The sequence below is a fragment of the Streptomyces sp. NBC_00285 genome (assembly GCF_036174265.1).
Taxonomy (GTDB): domain Bacteria; phylum Actinomycetota; class Actinomycetes; order Streptomycetales; family Streptomycetaceae; genus Streptomyces.
In genome coordinates this window covers 203,783-220,447 of sequence record NZ_CP108055.1, presented here as the reverse complement: position 1 = coordinate 220,447, position 16,665 = coordinate 203,783, and the positions used below count along the sequence as shown (strand labels likewise).

Sequence of the window (16,665 nt, the reverse complement as noted above, 5' to 3'; positions counted from 1 at the left end):
GTGGAGTGCTCGGTGTCAGGTCCGCTCGACCGCGGGGACCAACGCCTCGGAGTCCGCACCGGGGCGCGGGCCGGAGACCGCGGTGACGACGGCGTCGGCCTCGTCGCTCGGCTCCGGCAGCAGCAGGCCGAGACCCGTGTACACCACGAGCGAGGTGACCAGCGGGGTGACGATCACCATCGTGGGGGAGGCGTTGTCCACGCCGTACTTGACGAGGAAGTAGCCCCCCAGGCCCAGTGCCCACGAGGTGAGGGCCGCCCGGGGTCCGCAGCGGCGGAAGGCCGGCAGCAGACCCAGCAGCATCGGTATGGAGATCGGCCCCATGACCGCCGCGACCATGCCGACGATGATCCCGAGGACTCCGCCGAAGTGGTCGGCCTCGATGGCCACCACCATGGAGACCGTGATGAAGACGACCGTGCACACCCGCGCGGCCAACAGGCCCCGTGCGGTGCCCGCGTCGCGGAAGCCGGGGAAGACGGCGGGAAGGATGTCGCGGGTGACGACCGCCGAGATCGCGTTCGCGTCGGAGGAGGCCATGGCCATCGTGTGGGAGAACATCCCGGCCAGCGTGAGCCCCACGAGCCCCATCGGCAGATAGGACTGGGCCATCAGCGCGTACGTCTGCTGCGGATCGGCGATGTGCGGCATGAGCACGGGTGCGGCGACGGGAGGCAGCAGCAGGACGGCGGGCCAGAACACATAGAGAGCGGCGGACAACAGGGCCGAACGGCGAGCGGACCGTGGGGAGTCGGTGGCCATGTAGCGCTGCGCCAGGTTCCACATGCCGCCGTTGTATTCGAAGAGCTTCACCACGACATAGGCGGTGAGGAAGCCGGCTGTGTACGGGCCGACGAGCGGATCGGTGTGCCCGGGCGGCAGCCGGTGCCACAGGGTGCCGAGGCCGGAGACGCCGCCGAGCCGGTCGAGGACAACCCAGATCATCGCCAGCGCGGCCACGCCCTGGATCACGAACTGGCCGAAGTCGGTGAGGGCATCCGCCCACAGGCCGCCGACCGTGCAGTACAGGAGGGTGACGATGCCGGTCAGCAGGATGCCGACGGCCATCGACATGCCGGTGAAGACGTGCAGGAGCACGGCCACCGACGCCCACTTGGCGGCCACGTCGAAGACCTTCAGCAGGGTGCCGCTCCACGCCAGCGCCTGTTGCGTGGGGACGTTGTAGCGGCGGGCGAGGTACTCCAGCGGGGAAGCCACCTTGAAGCGGCGCCGGAGCCTGTTCCACCGGGGCGCGAAGAGCCAGGCGCCGACGCCGGTACCGAGGGCGAGCGGCAGGAACGCCCACACGTACACGGTGATGCCGTAGTCGTAGGCGACGGCCGCGTAGGCGACGAACACGGCGGCGCTGTAGCCGGACATATGGTGCGAGATGCCGGACAGCCACCAGGGCATCTTCCCGCCGCCGGTGAAGTAGTCGGTGACGTCGCTGACGCGACGGTGCGACCACAGGCCGATGGCGAGCATCACCAGGAAGTAACCGCCTACGGCGGCCCAGTCGAGCCATGCCATGGATAGACCCTCTCGCTGCTCGGGTGCAAGGTGAGGGGGACACCCGCACCATTCGCCGTCACCAGTGCGGTGACGCCGTCTCGTACGACGGATCGGGACACGGCCCGACCGCGTGGGCGGCCGGCCCTGCCGCCAGGCAGGGCGGCATCAGCAACAGGCAGTCCGGGCCGGTCGGTTCAGCGAACCGCGCATGCTGTCGGGCGAGGGGCCGCGTGCCCTTTCCGCCCGGTGAGGACCGGCACCTGTCCGACGCCCGCTTCCCGGCCGCCCGCACCACTGGTGCGCAGGTGTGCACACCCGGGGCGTGGAGCTCTCCGAGCCCGCAGGCGACGAACACCCGCCCGTGCAGGCCGGAACCTCACCATCTCCTCATCCGACAGCTTCGGAAGATCAATCGAATCATTCGGATCGAACGGGCCTAGAGGCAGCAGGTTGCCAGCCAACATGCGAACCCTTCCTGCTGAATTCATGGACGTGAACACAAGCCATGGAAGCGAACTCGGGGAATGTAGAGCCGCCTGTTCAGCGGGGTCAAGACGTGCGCAGCGGGCGATCGGGGCGGCTGACGGACGGGGCCTGCGTTTTCGCTGAGGCCGGAGTTGATTTCGATCGAAGGTCGAAACTTTCCGGAGGGTGTGGTGCCGGGACTCCGTCGGCAGTGACGGTGCGTCGGGTGCGTGACGCGGAGGCGACCGACGGGTGCGGCGTCGGATGTGGCTCACTGTGCAGGTCAAGGCCTCGTCGGTGAGCCGTTTCGCCGCCGCCGTACTCCCGGGTGGCTGCGGTTGTGACCGCGGCGCTGCATCGGAATCGCCATCTCTCGGCGAGGGTGCGTCATCCGCCGGTGAGTGAGCGCGGACAGAAATTGACGGCGCGTCAAATGCGGTCGGTGTTGAAATTTTTCGGTCGCCTCGGCTCGCCTCGCGGAGGAGCCGTCGGTCGACGTCGCCGGAAGAGATCGCCCTCTACCGAGTCGATGGCGTACCGGTATGCCCACGGAGCATTGACGTCCAAGAAGTGGCCGCAGCGTGCCTGAAAGTTGTGGGAAATCTCCGAAACATTCGATCCGCAGGGGGCGTCAAGCCGCTTCTCCCTCTCGAGGGCGAGACCTCCGACTGACCGACGAGCCAAGCGAGTTGATCTGCGGCAACCTTGGCGGAGTAGCGACAGCATCCGCCACCGAGACTTCCGCACTCCGGCTCACGGCACTGCCGTCGGCAAGCACTGGATCCAAGCCCGTGCCTGTCTCAGCCCGGAGACCGCCTTGGATCCAGCAGAGCGACAAACGGACAACTTCCAACACCTGCCATAACTTCGGCTCGGCCGCGTGCCCCGGGACCAGAGCGGGGTACGGCGGCGTGGGGCTGGCGAGCATCGGCTCCGGCGACGACCACGTCTTGGGCATGACCGAGGTCTTCCACCCTGGGCGGGAGCGCAGATCCAACGGCGAGTCCGACGATCATGGGAGACACGTCAAGTGACTGACGCCGCCGTGTTCGCCGCCGCTGACCTGTCGGTTGTTGTGTTGCGGACGGTTTTCGTCAGGCGCCGCAGGGCGGGTCGTAGGAGCGGTTCGGCAGGTACTGCCGCCATTCGGTCCGGGTGATGGCCGCGCCCGCGGCGGCGCAGACACGGGAGGCGACGGCGGCAGGGTCGGTGTCCCACAGCCGTATGGTGCGGTCCGCGCTGCCGGCGGCGAGGCTGTGGCCGCCTGGGCTGAAGGAGACCGCGTAGACGTGGTCGGCGGGGCCGGTCAGTGTCGCCAAGACGGTGGGTGATGCCGGTTGCGAGATGTCCCACAGCCAGACCGTGTGGTCGGTACTGCCGGCGGCCAGCGTGTGGCCGTCCGGGCTGAAGGCCACCGAGTAGACGAGACGACGTTCGCCCCGCGCCGGTGGGGCCGCGACGTCAACTCGCGAACGAACACCCCCACATGCGCCCGGCCGGCGACCAGCGGATCGACGCCCTCTCGCTCGCACAGGCTCAGATACTCAGCGAGACCCCGTGCGTACGCGTCCAAGGTCCGCGGCGCACGACCGAGGTCCTCCCACGCCTGCAACCAGGTCGCTGCATGCTCATGCCGGGCCAGTACCGGCCACTTGGCCACGAGTGCCGATGTGCTCCTCAAGCTGTCCCCCAGGGTCGTGGACGAAGCCGGGCTACATGATCACCCAGGCAGATTCCACGTAACTTCCAGGGTGTGCAGTCGCTCCAGATCGGGCGGCAGATCATCGAACACATTTTTGTGACTGAGCGCTCTACTTGGCCCCTACGGCCAACCCGAACGCTCAGCGGTGGGACCGACGAGCTTGACACTCGGGAGTCAGGTGCCGCCTAGGCCCCACGCATCGAGTCCGCCGTAGATATAGGCCCTGAGGCAGTGGGGGGCGTCAAAGCCCGAGGCTTCGCCGCGGTAGACGGCGATCAGAGAGTCCTTACCCCGCCACCAGGTGTCAGCAAGTCCCTGGACTTCAGGTACCTGCTCAAACCCGTCGAGGTCCAGCTCCTCAACGGCGCCACCCTTGATCTTCGTGATGGTCTTGGCCCAGTAGCCCGCGTGGTCGGCCAGCGCCAGGGCTTCCACCCATCCCTCCGTGCTGGCATGCAGCGGTGTCCAGCGGTCAGCGTCGATCCCGAACTCGCCTCCCGGCCCGATCATGAACCCGTGGGCCATGGATGCGCGACAGCAGCCGGCCGAGAATCGCCATCCGTCCACGGCCGAGCCTTCGGGCACATCGGCCTCCAGAACACGCGGGCCGCCCTCGTATTCGGGGGCAGGAGGTAGAGCGATGCCGCCCCAGCGGCCCTGGAAGGCCACGGCCCGGTCGATCTCCGCAGCGGGAATCCCGCGTTCAAGCCATGTTCCCCGCCAGAGCGCGAGGTCCCGGCGGGGAACACGCAGGCCGTGCACCTCAACGAAGTACCGAGCTCGTCGGCTCAAGCTTTCAGGCGCCTGAGGGGTCAGCGGCACCCGAGTGTCCGCCGTCATCACTTCTGCCTTTCACAGGGAGAGGTTGATTCGGCCGGGTGCGGCGGTGCGGACGGCTGCGGAGCGCTGGACCAACGGACGAGGTCGCCGCCGGGGCCGCCGGTGAGCCAGGAACCGTCGCCCAGGGGCACCAGCTCGTACGGGTTGCTCATCTGGACGGTGAATTCGCCGCTGAGGGCGCCCGTGCGTACGTCGACGAGGTGGTGTCGGAACCACTCCTCCTCGTCCTGGCTCTCGCCGCCCAGGGTGACGATGGCCGTGTCCTCGGTCAGGTAGCCGCCGCTCCATTCCACGAAGGAATCCCCCGGGTCGTACCCGAAGGCCTCGACGGAGAGGGTGAAGACCACGTCCCCGCTGGGGTGATCGTGGAAGGCGACGTCCGCCTGCCCGTGGTCCACGGTCATGAAGTGCTGCCCTGACGGCGCCAGGTCGATCAGGCAGCGGTCCGACCACGGGTACGTCACGAACTCCGGCTCGCTGTCCGCCCCGCCCGTACCCCGGAGAATGACGGAGCCGTCCTGGCCCTCACCGATGTCGAGGTAGACGCTGCCGTCCACGGGATGCACGTAGTGGAAGGCGCCGTGCCCGACCGTCTCCAGCTCCCGGCGGGCGACAACCACACCACTATCGGCGTCGTGCACCACCCACTGGTCCCCGCCCCCGCGTCCCGCCATCACGTCCGGCCGGTAGACCCACACTGTCCGGCCGTCCTGAGACAGCGCACAGCCAGGCTGGTGGCCATGGCGTACGTCAGAGTGCGGCTCGAAGTCCAAGGCCCACATAAGGTCGCCGGCACGCGTGAGACAGACGACTCCGTTCAGCGTCGTGTACACGACCCGCTCCAGATCCTGCCGGACCACCGACGCTACGACCTCGTCACCATCCCGCGGCTGGAACACCGCTGCCGGCTCCAGCGTCCCGTAGACGCCGGCGCCCACGACGTAGGCGTGGATCCGCCCGTCGCGGAGACGCGTGATGACCTTCGGTGACGGCTCAGGAATCATCCGCTGAGGCTAACGCCCAGTTCAGGACGCTCAAGAGCCGGGGCGGTGTGTGCCGAGCGGGGCAGGCGGTCTCAGGACCACCTGGGACTTAGCGCGCTGTTGGCCCGCCTGGCCAAGTAGCGTGCACAGCCGTCTGTCAGTGGAACCAGACGACGAGACGTACGTTCTCCGCGCCGTGGACTTCGCTGAGGATGTGCATGACGCTCCAGACCCGGCCCCAGTCGGTGTCGGTCCCTGCGGCTGAGGCGCGGGTTCGTGTGCCTGAGGCGTTGGTTTCCTGCCAGTCCGTGGTGTCCAGTTCGGCCCAGATCAGCCAGGTGGTCCCGTGCACATCGCCACGAGTTGAGCCGCTCGAGAAACTCGAAAGCCTCACCGCACCGGGGATGGAACGGATGAATCAGCCGCACACGTCCATCGTCATCGCGGGGAACGGGCGCATTCGACGGTGAATGCCAACGCGGCCTGCGAAAGCTTCCACGCATCCCTGAAACGCGAGACCCTCCAGGGCGCCCACGACTACGGTGACGCCGGCACCTGCCGCAGGACCGTCTTCGCCTGGCTGGCCCGCTACAACACCCGTCGTCGGCACTCCGCCAACGGCCACCTCAGCCCCAACGAATACGAACACCGACACCACACCGCTAAACTCACGCTCGCCGCGTGATCAATAACCGCGTGCCCACCTTCACGGGGGAAGGCCCATTGTCGCCCGTCGGGCACGCTGACACCATGCGGGCGTGACCACTGCTGGAGCGCCGAACTGCCTGATTGTGACGGGGATGCCGGGCGCCGGGAAGTCGACCGTGACCAGGCTTGTCGCCGAGCGGCTGCCACGTTCCGCCCGGCTCGACGGCGATGAGCTCAACAGGATGATTGTCAGCGGATTCGTCTGGGCCCTGGGCGAGCCCGCCGACGAAGCAGCACGGCAAGTCGAGCTGTTGCACCGCAATCTGTGCGCGCTGGCGAACAACTTCGCCGACGCCGGCTTCACGGCCCTGATCGATGCGGTGATCCCCTCCCGCGAGAAGCTGGACTTTTTCCTCGATCTCCTCACGCCTCGCCAGGTCCTGTTCGTTGTCCTCACACCGGGCATCGAGGTCTGCCAATACCGCAACACGATTAGGGATCCACGTGAACGGTTCGACTTCGACGGCTACCGGGATTCATTCGCAGTGCATCGGGCTTCAGCTCGGTGGTGATGCGAATCTGATGGTTGCGACGCGGAGTGTCGCCGGGTCCGGTCCGGCGGAGCCGGACGGTGCTCACACCGGCCGGTTCTGCTGTTCGATGTATTGCCTGACCACGCTGAGCGGGGCGCCGCCGACGGTTCCGGCGAAGTAGGAGCCGGACCAGAGTTTGTTGGCGAGCCAGTAGTGGCGTTCCAGGTCGGGGAACTCCTGGCGCAGGCGGCGGGAGGAGACGCCCTTGAGGGAGTTGACCAGCTTGGTGACGGCGACCTTGGGCGGGAAGTCCACCAGGAGGTGGACGTGGTTGGTCTCGCCGTTGAACTCCACCAGCTTGCACTCGAAGTCCGTACACACCGACCGCATGATCTCCTTCATCCGCTTCAAGTGGACATCGGTGAACACCGTGTGCCGGAACTTGGTCACGAAGACCAAGTGGACGTGCATCACGAAAACGCAGTGCCGGCCAGTTCTGATCTTCTGTATATCGCCCATAGCCCAAGTATGTAGCGTGATGGTCATGCAGCTCCGGTACTCCTTCCGGTTGTACCCGGACCCCGGCCAGCAGAGGGCGTTGGCGAGGGCGTTCGGGTGCGCCCGTGTCGTGTTCAACGACGCGGTCCGCGCCCGTGAGGAGGCCAAAGCGGCCAAGCAGCCGTTCCCCAGGGCCGCCGAGCTGTCGAAGAGGCTGATCACCGAGGCGAAGCAGACGGTGGAGCGGTCCTGGCTGGGGGAGGTTTCCGCGGTGGTGCTCCAGCAGTCCCTGCGGGACGTCGAGAGCGCCTACCGCAACTTCTTCGCCTCCCTCAAGGGCACCCGCAAGGGCCCGAAAGTGGGCGTGCCCCGGTTCAAGTCCCGCAAGGACGCCCGGCAGTCGATCCGGTTCACCGCCAACGCCCGCTGGTCGGTCATTGGTGGCGGCCGTCTGAACCTGCTGAAGATCGGCGCGGTGAAGGTGAGATGGTCCCGCACACTGCCCACCACCCCGACCTCGGTCACCGTCGTCAAGGACGCGGCCGGCAGGTATTTCGCGTCCTTCGTCATTGACACCGACCCGCACGCCGATGCCGCCGCGATGCCGGACACCGGCCAGAGGGTCGGCATCGATCTGGGGCTGACACACTTCGCCGTCCTGTCCGACGGCACGAAGACCGACTCCCCGCGGTTTTTGCGCCGGGCGGAGAAGAAACTGAAGAAGGCCCAGCGGGACCTGTCCCGCAAGCAGAAGGGATCCAGGAACCGGGAGAAAGCCCGGCTGAAGGTCGCCCGCGCCCACGCGCAGGTGGCCGACGCCCGCCGTGAGTTCCACCACCAGCTCTCCACCAAGCTGATCCGCGACAACCAAGCGATCGGTGTGGAGGACCTGGCGGTCAAAGGACTCGCGCGCACCAGGCTGGCCAAGAGTGTGCACGACGCCGGCTGGGCCTCATTCGTGACCATGCTGGAGTACAAAGCACAACGGTACGGCCGCACCCTGATCAAGATCGGCCGGTTCGAGCCGACGAGTCAGGTCTGCTCCACCTGTGGCGTCAAGGACGGGCCCAAACCCCTCGATGTCCGGGAGTGGACGTGTGCCGCCTGCGGCACAGTCCACGACCGGGACATCAATGCCGCGATCAACGTGAAGTCGGCCGCCGGACTGGCGGTATCGGCCTGCGGAGCGCCGGTAAGACCTGGAGCAATCCCGGCACAGCGTGAAGAAACAGGAAGCCACGGATTCCCGACCGAACCCCGTGCCGCGTAGCGGCACAGCAACGATCGAGAAGGCCAGAATCCTCGCCCTTCAGGGCGCGGAGCAAGTCAAGAAGCCCTCCACGTCGACATGAAACGCGAATTTGGCGATGTCGGCTGGTGGTTCGACACCGCGGCCTTCACCCCCGACCAAACCGCCGATCGCAGCGTCCGCGAAGCAAGCCGCCGAGCCCTCGTGAGCTGACCGCAGTCCGCCTGCAGACGGAACCTGTCCACTTTCGGAGACACCTGGCACACGTTGGCCGGAACATGTGCGCTTTGCCGAAGCTCTCGTTGGAGGCGATGGCGACGCTGTTCTTCTCCTCTCGTTCGGTCAGGACCTGGAACAGCAGCTCGGCGCCCCTGCGGTCAAGCTCCATATAGCCCAATTCGTCAATACAGAGGAGGTCGACGCGTCCGTAGCGGGCGATCGTCTTGGTCAGCAGCCGCTCGTCGGCCGCTTCGACGAGCTCGTTCACCAGCTTGGTGGCCAGCGTGTAGCGGACCCGGTAGCCCTTCATCGCGGCCTCCGTGCCCAGCGCGATCAGCAGATGGGACTTGCCCGTGCCGGAGTCGCCGATCAGACAGAGCGGCTGCCCTTTCATGACCCACTCGCAGGTCGCAAAGGTATTGATGACGGCCGCGTCGACGTTGGGGTTCGCGTCGAAGTCGAAGGCCCGCAGCGAACCGAGGCGATTCACAAGTGAGTGAGTTTTCCTACTAAGAGAGTGTCTTTTCCTAGGTTGCTGAGTGGATTCCGCTATCATAGTAGGGAGTTGGGTGTCCTAGGAGGGTGAGTGAGTCAGAGTCAGGAGCCACCGGCTGAGGCCGCGATGAACGCGACCGAAGCCCGTACGGATCTCTACGCCCTGGTGAAACGCGCCGAGGAGGACGGGGTCACGACGCTGATCCACAAGCGGGAGGAGCGCGCACTGCTCGCGCCGCTGGACCGGTATCCGGCAGCCCGGAAGCCCGACGCATTCCCCTCACACGTCCTCAGGGCGGCCCAGAGGGACTTCGGCGACCTGATCTCGCGGGCGGCTCAAGGTCAGCCGCAGGTACTCCGGAGGGGCCGCACGCCCGTTGCGGTACTGCTGCCCGTCGACACCCGCTCCGGTACCCACTCATCTGATCCGGCCGCGGCCACCGGCGCGGCATCCGCAGGAGGTGCGGTGAACAGCCAAGACATTCAGGATCGCGGCAGCGCGCCGCGCAGGCTCGCCACGCTGGGCGACGCCATCGGCTCCGCGCTCGCCGCCGGCCCCGTCGGCGGCCCCACGTTCGGGCTGCCCGGCCTGGACGCCGCGACCGGCGGTCTGCAGCCGGGCCGGCTGACGCTGGTGGCGGCCGCTCCGAACGTCGGCGGGAGCCTGCTGGGGCTGGCTGCCGCACGGCAGACTGCGCTAGTCGACAACCACACGGTCCTGTATGCGGCGTCGGGGCCGAACCAGGCCGACATCATGCGCCGGATCATCGCCGCGGAGGCCGGGGGCGACTACCTGCGCCTGAAGCAGGGCCGTCTCACTGCCCGCGAGCAGCAAGTGGCCCAGGAGTTGGTCCACGCACCGCTGATGATCGACGACGGCAGTGAGCTGACCGCCGAGGCTATCGTGGAGACCGCCCCCTACGTCCAAGGCCTCGCCCTGGTGGTCGTGGACCGGCTCCAGACCGCCCACCACGCCCGGCTTCCCCTGTCGGGTGCCCGTCTCCCGGACGCCTCCCAGGTCCTGGCCTCCCTCGCGCGCAGGCTGCACGTGCCGGTGCTTGCCATCGTGGACAGTGACGATCCCGCACTCCTGGGTCTCCTGGACGCCGACATCCTTCTGACGCTCGCACCGACCGAGGACCCAGCCAAGGTCCAGGTGACAGTCTCCGAGCGCGACTTCGGCACGATCGGTTCGGCGTACCTGCAGCCCGACCTGATCCACGCCCGCTTCCTCGACGCCGGCGTCGCCACCCTCGGCCACGCCGGCAGTCCGGCGGACCGGGGGCTCTCGGCGGCCACCGGTGGAACGGAGGCGCTGGAACTGGCCGAAGCCGCCCTCCCTTACACATCCGGCGGACACCAGGGGATCCCGGCCGCCCTCACCCACGAGCTCGCGGCATGGCGGACCGCAGTCGCAGGCGGCGATCAGGCGACCCTGAAGGAGATCCTGCCGTCACTCCTCCAGGCCGCCGCAGCGGTAGCGGGAATGCCGGACACCCATGAGGGGCACCGTCTCTCCGCCGCGCTGCGCCCATACGGTACGCCAGAGTCCGTGGTCAACGCCGCCGGCGCCGGGCAGCCCGCTACTCCCGCTGCCACTGCGGCTGTTCACGCCCTGGCGGACAACGGGCAGGCCCGGTCCGACGTGCCGGAGGACGAGGAAGACGGCGATGACGATCTGGCGCCGGGGGATGAGGAGGACGAGCCGGAGGGCCACGTCTTCCCTGCGCTGAAGATCCTCAAGGATGCGGTCGGCCGCTCGAAGATGCACCCGATCTCCGTCATCCGCAAGGAGGAGCGGGACAGCGGCCCGTGGCCGCTGATCAGCGAGCACATGGACGGCGAGCCCCGGTGGGCCCACCCCGACGTCACCATCACCCGCGTTCCCCACATCCGGGAGAACGGCAAGCGCGTCCGGCGCGACAAGATCGACGTGCCCGGCTCCTTCGGTGAGGGCGTGCTGTGTCTGATCGACCGCAACGGCTCGTTCCCTTCCGCCTGTTCGGCCGTTCCGCTCGCCCCGAACAAGCTCCTGCACACCGGCCCGCTCGATGCCTACGACAAGGCCGGGGCCGGGATCTACCTCATCGGCATCCCGGAGTGGAACCGCACCGACATGCCGCACCCCCTGGGCCGGATCATCGACCGTCCCGACGAGGACGGCCGGGCATGGGTCACCACCCCCCACATCAAGCAGCTGGTCAAGCTCGCCCGCGACAACCACATCGCAGCGATGCCGACCATCTACGACTCCTTCACTGGCAAGGCCAACGAGTCCCTGTTCAAGCCGTTCTACGAGGCCACCCGCAAGGCACGCACCGAGCTCGTCCAGGTCGGCGGCGACCCCTACAAGGCGTACAAGACCCGCCTGTCCATCGCGCTGCGTCTGCTGTGGCCCAAACGCCCCTCCCAGCGCTCCCCGTTCTGGCGGCCCGACTGGCGCATGAGCATGGTCGCCGAGGCCTCGGTCCGGCACTGGACCGTCGCGTTCAAGGCCGTCCAGGAAGGCCACCAGCTCATCGCGCTGCGCAACGTCGACCAGGCCATCTTCTGGACGCCACCCGGCACGCCGCCGTCCACGTACCGGATCGGGACCGGCTTCGGCGAAGTCAAGCGCAAGTTCGTCCAGGCCGGAGAGACCATCCTCGAAGGTGACGACTGATGGCCGGCCCCACAGGCCGCGGCAACTCCCTGGGCGCCGCCCTCAACGACCTCCTGCACTCCCAGGTCACCCCACGCCACCGGCTGTCGTCGTACAACGCCAAGCACTGGCACGCCCAGCTCAGCCAGCTCACCGCGACCCACCGCGGGCAGCAGGCCCTGGCGGACGCCGGCCTGCACGTCACGACCAAGACTCTGGTCAACTGGCTGTCCGACGCGGAGTACAACGTCCGCCGCAACTACCTGGACGTCATCCACACCGCCTATGAGAACGTCGCCATCGTCCCCGCCGACCCCATCCCCCGTCACATCAGGCGCGGTCAGTACGAGATCAGCGGCGTCGTCACGACCGGCGACGACGAACGCGAACGCGGCACCGTCGACGCCGCACCCCTGCGCATCGACGGGACCCGCGGCAACTGGGACGCGATCGAGGAGCTCTGGCTCGCTGGCGAACTTACCGACGACGAGTTCGAGGACCACTTCATCGACGACGTCATCGTCGAGGACATCGGTGAAGGCACCGACGGCTGGCAGTTCACCGGCGCCTCGTACTCCGTCGAAGTCCGGTAGTGCTGAGCGACGTCCGAGAGTCCCTGAAGGCAGGCTGCTGCGCTTGATGGATCAACTCCTGGAGCAGTGCGCCGACATCGCAGTTGGCCACGCGCCTACCGGAACTGTCACATCTGCTTGATCAGCATCCTTGTGCCGTCAGACCCGGACTGCCACAGCAGAGGATCATCAGAGAACCGAACCTCCAACGGATCCTGATGGCTTCAAACTAGGTCCCATGTCTGTGCTGTGGAGCCTGCTTGCTGCCCCCGCCGGTGCCGTCGCGACTACGCTGATCGGTGTCTTTGCGGGAAGTACGGTCAGCCGGAGAGCGCAAGACAGACATTGGGCTCGGGAGCAGCTGGCGGCAACGTGCGCACGGGTCCTCCGCGAATCGTCAGGGCTGCTCGTGAGCCTTAGCGAGGCGGAATCAGCTCGCCCCGGCTCCGTCCCTCAAGGGGTCGTCCACCGGACCACCATCGACTGGCGGCCGTGGAATGAGGCCCTGAGCATGGTGAACCTTGTCGCCGACAAGGACATCGCGGACGCCGCCCACCTCCTTGACGAGCAGATATGGCGCCTCCACGCCAAAGTCAAACGCGGCCTGCACCCCCAGGAGAACTGGTTCGTTCTGCGTTCACACGTGGAATCGGCGCAAAACGACTTCATCGTCACCGCGCGCCGCCGACTCTCTCCTGCCGGAGGTCCGCTTCAACGTTTCTCTGGGCGGCCCGCTCCCGATGACCCGATCTGGACCTCATGACGTGCTCCAAGCTGCGGTCACGTCCGCGGGAGTGGTGTATTGACGGCCACTCGGTGATCTCGTTTTGAGACTATGCGGTGAGTTCGGCGGGTAGGTCGGTCTCGCTGGTTTCTGACTCGATCGGGTGGAGTCGGGCTTTGGCCAGGAGGTCGAGCCCCATGTAGCGGCGGGTCTCGGTCCACTCATCGTTCTGCTCGGCCAGGACCGCGCCGACCAGCCGGATGACGGCCTCGCCGCCGGCCGGTCCCCCATTACACCGGTCATGTGCCCGGCCTCACCGCGCCCCGGCGCCGTCGATGGGGTCGGTCATGCGGCGGCCCTTCCTGTGTAAAACTCCACGGCACACGAAACGATTTGAAGGCAGGACACATGCGTGGGGTGGGAGTGGCCGTGACCGCGATAGCGGTGATGACGGCGCTGACAGGTTGCGGCGGCGGTGACAGCGTCGGCAGAGCAGGCGAGCGGGCGACGACGACTGCTCGTGCGGCCGATAGGGAGGCCAGGGACGAGGTGACCCCCGATGCCGTACGGGGTGATGTCCGGTCTGTGGCCGCGGCTGCGGGCATCGGGCGGCTGAGTTTCCTCGACACGAGCAAGGCTGGCAATCCATGCCGCGTGGTGGGGTCCTTGCGGACTGAGGACGCGCCGAAGCGTGAGGCCGTGGACTCGGTACTTGCCGTGCTGAAAGCACGGGGCTGGGGACAGATGGAGCAGATGCTGGCCGAGGACACCGACCAGGCGTGGCGCCTGAAGAAGAACGGCTGGGAGATGATCCTCGGAGCGGGAAAGGTCCCCGAGGGAGCGGGGATCGTATTCGACGCGTCGGGTGAAGCGTGCGGGGTGCCCATGCCGTCGCGGCCCGCAGCCTCCGACACCGCGCCTCCTGAGCCACCCGTCCTGCCCTGAACTTGTCCTACCGTTCTCGCTCGGGCTCACCCCGGTCATTCGTAGGATCGGTGAGCCCGAGGACTCCGGGTTTCGTTTGTGACGAAAGCACCCCCGGAAGGCGGGCCGGACGAGTCCGGTTGGAGTTCCCTTCGCGTCACGTCGACCGCGTGCGAGCAGCTCGTGGAACGCACCTACGCGTGGTGCGGCGAACCAGTCGCCTACAGCGGCCGGGGCAGGCCGCCGCGCTACTGCAGCCCTGTCCACCGCCGCCGGGCCTGGGAGATGCGCACCGCGCAGAGCGCCCGGTGAGCGACGGAAGCCAGAGCCGCGAGCCGGTCCGCGAAGTCGTGCAGCGCACCGAGACCGTGGTGCGCACCGTCGTACTCCAGGATTCAGACCGGATCCCGATGGCACCCCGCGCGGCACAACGGCTCAACGGGCAGCCCTACACCCTGCCCGAAGACGCCGTGGAATGGATCGAGGCGCTCGCGGTCCTGCGGAGGGCCGTGACCGACCCGAAGGTCTACCCCTTCCGTGAACATGTCGCCCTCGCCTGCGAGAAGGCTGCGCAGGCATTGCGTGGGGACGTTCCCGAGCCGGTGATGCCGGAACCGGGCGAACGATGAGGGAGACCGCGACCGCGCACCCCGCCCGGGCTCCGTCCCGGACGTGCTGGGGAACGGTCGGTCAGACCCGGGGAGCGGCCCGTACCGCTGTGGTGATGGCGAGGGCGGGCAGCACGAGGGTGACTCCCGAGAAGGTGTAGGCCAGCCATGGCTGCATCGACGCCCAGTGCTCCCAGGAGCGGCCGACTACTAGCCCGCCGGCGACGGCAAGGAGACCGCCCACCGCCACGGCCGTCCTGGCCGCGACCTGTACGCGGCCGTTCAGGAGGATTTCGTCGCGCCAGTACGGAGGCCACCCGTCCACGGTGTGCCCGCGAGGCATCGGGCCGGGCATAGGAGGGGCCGGAGGGAGGCGCTTCTTCCAGACGAAGACAATGACGATCATGAAAAGGCCGCCGACTATGCGCTCGGACCAGGTGGCCCATCCGTCAACGTGCCGTTTGAGCACGGAGTTGTTGAAAGCGTCGGCGGACACGATGACCATGAGCATCGAGAACTGTGCGCCGAACAGGATCAATCCGCGGAAGAAGCGGACTTCTCCGTGCTTGTTCCGGTCGTAGGCCGGCAGGAGCCAGGCGAGCGCGACGATCACGATCAGGGCGTCCGCAGCCAGGATGGCCCCGGAGAATAACTGCTCGGTGATGGCGCGGGTGCACACCAGCTCCCCGGAGGTCAGGGCATACAGATATGACGACGCTGCCAGGCCGACGAAGCAGGGCAGGAAAAGCTTCAGGCCGCGTGATGCGTGGCCGTCTCCGCCGTCGGCGTTCTTCTGGCCGATGACGGTCACGAGACCGGCGAGTACGAAACCCGCCATGATGCCGCAGAAGGCGCTCATCGCCCCTGACGAGGCGATGGCGTTCCAGTCGTTGCCGTTGATGCCCAGCCCGCAGGTGTTGGGTGTGAAGTGGTCCGGCTCGCCGAGGAAGGTCATAGCGGCCGATGGTGGCAGCCCGGCGCCACCTGCACATACAGATCGGCACGATCGGGGTGTACGCGGCTGTCAGGAGGATCCCGTCGCGCCGGTACACGGGCCATCTGTCCGCGGAGTGCCCGCAGGGCCTGAGGGAGCCCCCAGCCGGCCGCCCGCCACGACGTCAGCCTGTACCGCCTCGCCCAGGCAGGCACACGGCACAGCCACCGACGTGTGTCACGGCTGTGGCCGAGGCGTACGCCGGCGGCGGGGGCCCGCCGCCTGAGCGTTGCCTGTTCCCGATGGCTACTGGATGTCACTTGATCAATGCCGGAGCGGGGAGGTCTGTCGGACAGGCCTCAGACCAGAAAGGGAGGGGTGGGGTGCCGAAGTGGTCGGTCGATGTTCTTCATCAGAGGCATCACCCGTTCATGGGTGTCTCCCGCACGGTCGAGCACCCTGACTTCCACGAAGAGGTCCTGGACCTGCTGCATCGCCCTCTCCGAGAGCCAGCCGATGCCGGTCATACGGTCCGCGCTGATGAAGGCACCGCGTCCCAGGTGCTTGAAGTCGAAGTCCTCACCTTTCGCCAGCTGCCGGCTCTTGATGGCTGCCACCATCTCCTCTTGCGACAACCAGCGACCGGGGCTGGCCGCCCCGGCGGCGATGGCGGCCGGGCTGAAGACGATCCAGTAGGCGACGCTTTTGATCACCGCCACATCCGGTGATCCGTTGACGAGCTGGAACGCCCACACCGGCCCGCCCGCCGGGGGGCGTTCGTACACACCCCCGACTGAACTGAGAGCGGGCCGCACGGTCTGCGCGTACTGGGCCCGCGCGAGCGCGGCTCCCCCCGTCCCCAGCACCGCCGTCAAAGCGCTGCCGGTGTCCAGCAGCCGCAACCTCCACGGCCATGACCGTGCCACGTGGTCAGGAAGGTTCTCCCTGACCAGGCAGAAGGCCAGGAGAATCACCGCGACCGCGGCCAGGACCCACAACAGCCGGGAAAACAGCCAGTTGCGGTTCACCACACGCTGCTCCGTCTCCACCCGACACCTCCTCGACTTCCATGGTCCAGCTCCGGCCTGCTCGGACGCCGTGCCCGGTTTCTAAGACGG

17 protein-coding genes and 2 pseudogenes are annotated in these 16,665 nt (G+C 67.5%); 9 read left to right on the top strand and 10 right to left on the bottom strand.

Annotation, left to right across the window (positions count from 1 at the left end):
• Window positions 1–15: 15 nt before the first annotated feature.
• The 5 genes from OHT57_RS01120 to OHT57_RS01100 all read right to left on the bottom strand — a co-directional run bounded on the left by OHT57_RS01120 (window position 16) and on the right by OHT57_RS01100 (window position 5,854).
• Window positions 16–1,530 carry a sodium:solute symporter family protein gene (locus OHT57_RS01120; RefSeq protein WP_328743912.1) on the bottom strand — a complete coding sequence of 505 codons (1,515 nt, stop codon included), beginning with the start codon at window positions 1,528–1,530 and terminating at the stop codon, window positions 16–18.
• Window positions 1,531–3,071: 1,541 nt separating this feature from the next.
• Window positions 3,072–3,392 carry a WD40 repeat domain-containing protein gene (locus OHT57_RS01115; protein WP_328743911.1) on the bottom strand — a complete coding sequence of 107 codons (321 nt, stop codon included), beginning with the start codon at window positions 3,390–3,392 and terminating at the stop codon, window positions 3,072–3,074.
• Window positions 3,393–3,853: 461 nt separating this feature from the next.
• On the bottom strand, window positions 3,854–4,519 hold the full coding sequence (locus OHT57_RS01110; RefSeq protein WP_328743910.1) for a hypothetical protein: 666 nt from the start codon (window positions 4,517–4,519) through the stop codon (window positions 3,854–3,856).
• Window positions 4,519–5,523: a hypothetical protein gene (locus OHT57_RS01105; protein ID WP_328743909.1), complete on the bottom strand. Its 1,005-nt coding sequence runs from the start codon at window positions 5,521–5,523 to the stop codon at window positions 4,519–4,521. Before OHT57_RS01105 ends, OHT57_RS01110 begins: the two co-directional genes overlap by 1 nt.
• A gap of 136 nt (window positions 5,524–5,659) precedes the next feature.
• On the bottom strand, window positions 5,660–5,854 hold the full coding sequence (locus OHT57_RS01100; protein WP_328743908.1) for a hypothetical protein: 195 nt from the start codon (window positions 5,852–5,854) through the stop codon (window positions 5,660–5,662).
• 114 nt (window positions 5,855–5,968) lie between these two features.
• Between OHT57_RS01100 and OHT57_RS01095 the strand changes: the two genes are divergently transcribed.
• Window positions 5,969–6,187 carry an integrase core domain-containing protein gene (locus OHT57_RS01095; protein WP_443053404.1) on the top strand — a complete coding sequence of 73 codons (219 nt, stop codon included), beginning with the start codon at window positions 5,969–5,971 and terminating at the stop codon, window positions 6,185–6,187.
• A 73-nt stretch (window positions 6,188–6,260) separates the two neighbouring features.
• Window positions 6,261–6,722 (top strand): AAA family ATPase, encoded by a 462-nt coding sequence (locus OHT57_RS01090; RefSeq protein WP_328743907.1) that lies wholly within the window; start codon window positions 6,261–6,263, stop codon window positions 6,720–6,722.
• A 63-nt stretch (window positions 6,723–6,785) separates the two neighbouring features.
• On the opposite strand, the gene tnpA is transcribed toward OHT57_RS01090, so the two are convergent.
• Window positions 6,786–7,202 (bottom strand): IS200/IS605 family transposase, encoded by a 417-nt coding sequence (gene tnpA / locus OHT57_RS01085; RefSeq protein WP_328743906.1) that lies wholly within the window; start codon window positions 7,200–7,202, stop codon window positions 6,786–6,788.
• Window positions 7,203–7,227: 25 nt separating this feature from the next.
• On the opposite strand from tnpA, the gene OHT57_RS01080 reads away from it, so the two are divergent.
• Entirely contained in the window at window positions 7,228–8,451 is a 1,224-nt protein-coding gene (locus OHT57_RS01080; protein WP_328743905.1) for an RNA-guided endonuclease InsQ/TnpB family protein, read from the top strand.
• Window positions 8,452–8,719: 268 nt separating this feature from the next.
• Here OHT57_RS01080 and OHT57_RS01075 read toward each other — a convergent pair.
• Window positions 8,720–9,133: pseudogene (locus OHT57_RS01075) on the bottom strand (ATP-binding protein); the annotation flags it as partial.
• 102 nt (window positions 9,134–9,235) lie between these two features.
• On the opposite strand from OHT57_RS01075, the gene OHT57_RS01070 reads away from it, so the two are divergent.
• The 3 genes from OHT57_RS01070 to OHT57_RS01060 all read left to right on the top strand — a co-directional run bounded on the left by OHT57_RS01070 (window position 9,236) and on the right by OHT57_RS01060 (window position 13,120).
• Window positions 9,236–11,806 (top strand): DnaB-like helicase C-terminal domain-containing protein, encoded by a 2,571-nt coding sequence (locus OHT57_RS01070; RefSeq protein WP_328743904.1) that lies wholly within the window; start codon window positions 9,236–9,238, stop codon window positions 11,804–11,806.
• Complete coding sequence (locus tag OHT57_RS01065; protein ID WP_328743903.1) at window positions 11,806–12,378, top strand: hypothetical protein; 573 nt, start codon at window positions 11,806–11,808, stop codon at window positions 12,376–12,378. The genes OHT57_RS01070 and OHT57_RS01065 overlap by 1 nt, the downstream gene beginning before the upstream one ends.
• Before the next feature lie 490 nt (window positions 12,379–12,868).
• On the top strand, window positions 12,869–13,120 hold the full coding sequence (locus OHT57_RS01060) for a hypothetical protein (RefSeq protein WP_328743902.1): 252 nt from the start codon (window positions 12,869–12,871) through the stop codon (window positions 13,118–13,120).
• 70 nt (window positions 13,121–13,190) lie between these two features.
• Here OHT57_RS01060 and OHT57_RS01055 read toward each other — a convergent pair.
• Window positions 13,191–13,349 (bottom strand): annotated as a pseudogene (locus OHT57_RS01055) (IS256 family transposase); the annotation flags it as partial.
• Window positions 13,350–13,510: 161 nt separating this feature from the next.
• Here OHT57_RS01055 and OHT57_RS01050 point away from each other — a divergent pair.
• The 3 genes from OHT57_RS01050 (at window position 13,511) to OHT57_RS01040 (ending at window position 14,634) form a co-directional block, all read left to right on the top strand.
• Entirely contained in the window at window positions 13,511–14,026 is a 516-nt protein-coding gene (locus OHT57_RS01050) for a hypothetical protein (protein WP_328743901.1), read from the top strand.
• A 78-nt stretch (window positions 14,027–14,104) separates the two neighbouring features.
• Window positions 14,105–14,317 (top strand): hypothetical protein, encoded by a 213-nt coding sequence (locus OHT57_RS01045; protein WP_328743899.1) that lies wholly within the window; start codon window positions 14,105–14,107, stop codon window positions 14,315–14,317.
• A complete protein-coding gene (locus tag OHT57_RS01040; RefSeq protein WP_328743898.1) occupies window positions 14,314–14,634 on the top strand; it encodes a hypothetical protein in 321 nt (106 codons plus the stop codon). Before OHT57_RS01045 ends, OHT57_RS01040 begins: the two co-directional genes overlap by 4 nt.
• A 61-nt stretch (window positions 14,635–14,695) precedes the next feature.
• Here the strand turns inward: OHT57_RS01040 and OHT57_RS01035 are convergent, their stop codons facing one another.
• On the bottom strand, window positions 14,696–15,568 hold the full coding sequence (locus OHT57_RS01035) for a hypothetical protein (protein WP_328743897.1): 873 nt from the start codon (window positions 15,566–15,568) through the stop codon (window positions 14,696–14,698).
• 338 nt (window positions 15,569–15,906) lie between these two features.
• Window positions 15,907–16,596 (bottom strand): hypothetical protein, encoded by a 690-nt coding sequence (locus OHT57_RS01030; protein ID WP_328743896.1) that lies wholly within the window; start codon window positions 16,594–16,596, stop codon window positions 15,907–15,909.
• Window positions 16,597–16,665 lie beyond the last annotated feature (69 nt).

What these genes read in the sequence shown, in the direction of transcription:
- OHT57_RS01120 (WP_328743912.1), bottom strand. Translation starts at nt 1,530, where the DNA reads ATGGCATGGCTCGACTGGGCCGCCGTAGGCGGTTACTTCCTGGTGATG.
- OHT57_RS01110 (WP_328743910.1), bottom strand. Translation starts at nt 4,519, where the DNA reads ATGACGGCGGACACTCGGGTGCCGCTGACCCCTCAGGCGCCTGAAAGC.
- OHT57_RS01105 (WP_328743909.1), bottom strand. Translation starts at nt 5,523, where the DNA reads ATGATTCCTGAGCCGTCACCGAAGGTCATCACGCGTCTCCGCGACGGG.
- tnpA (WP_328743906.1), bottom strand. Translation starts at nt 7,202, where the DNA reads ATGGGCGATATACAGAAGATCAGAACTGGCCGGCACTGCGTTTTCGTG.
- OHT57_RS01080 (WP_328743905.1), top strand. Translation starts at nt 7,228, where the DNA reads ATGCAGCTCCGGTACTCCTTCCGGTTGTACCCGGACCCCGGCCAGCAG.
- OHT57_RS01065 (WP_328743903.1), top strand. Translation starts at nt 11,806, where the DNA reads ATGGCCGGCCCCACAGGCCGCGGCAACTCCCTGGGCGCCGCCCTCAAC.
- OHT57_RS01060 (WP_328743902.1), top strand. Translation starts at nt 12,869, where the DNA reads ATGGTGAACCTTGTCGCCGACAAGGACATCGCGGACGCCGCCCACCTC.
- OHT57_RS01035 (WP_328743897.1), bottom strand. Translation starts at nt 15,568, where the DNA reads ATGACCTTCCTCGGCGAGCCGGACCACTTCACACCCAACACCTGCGGG.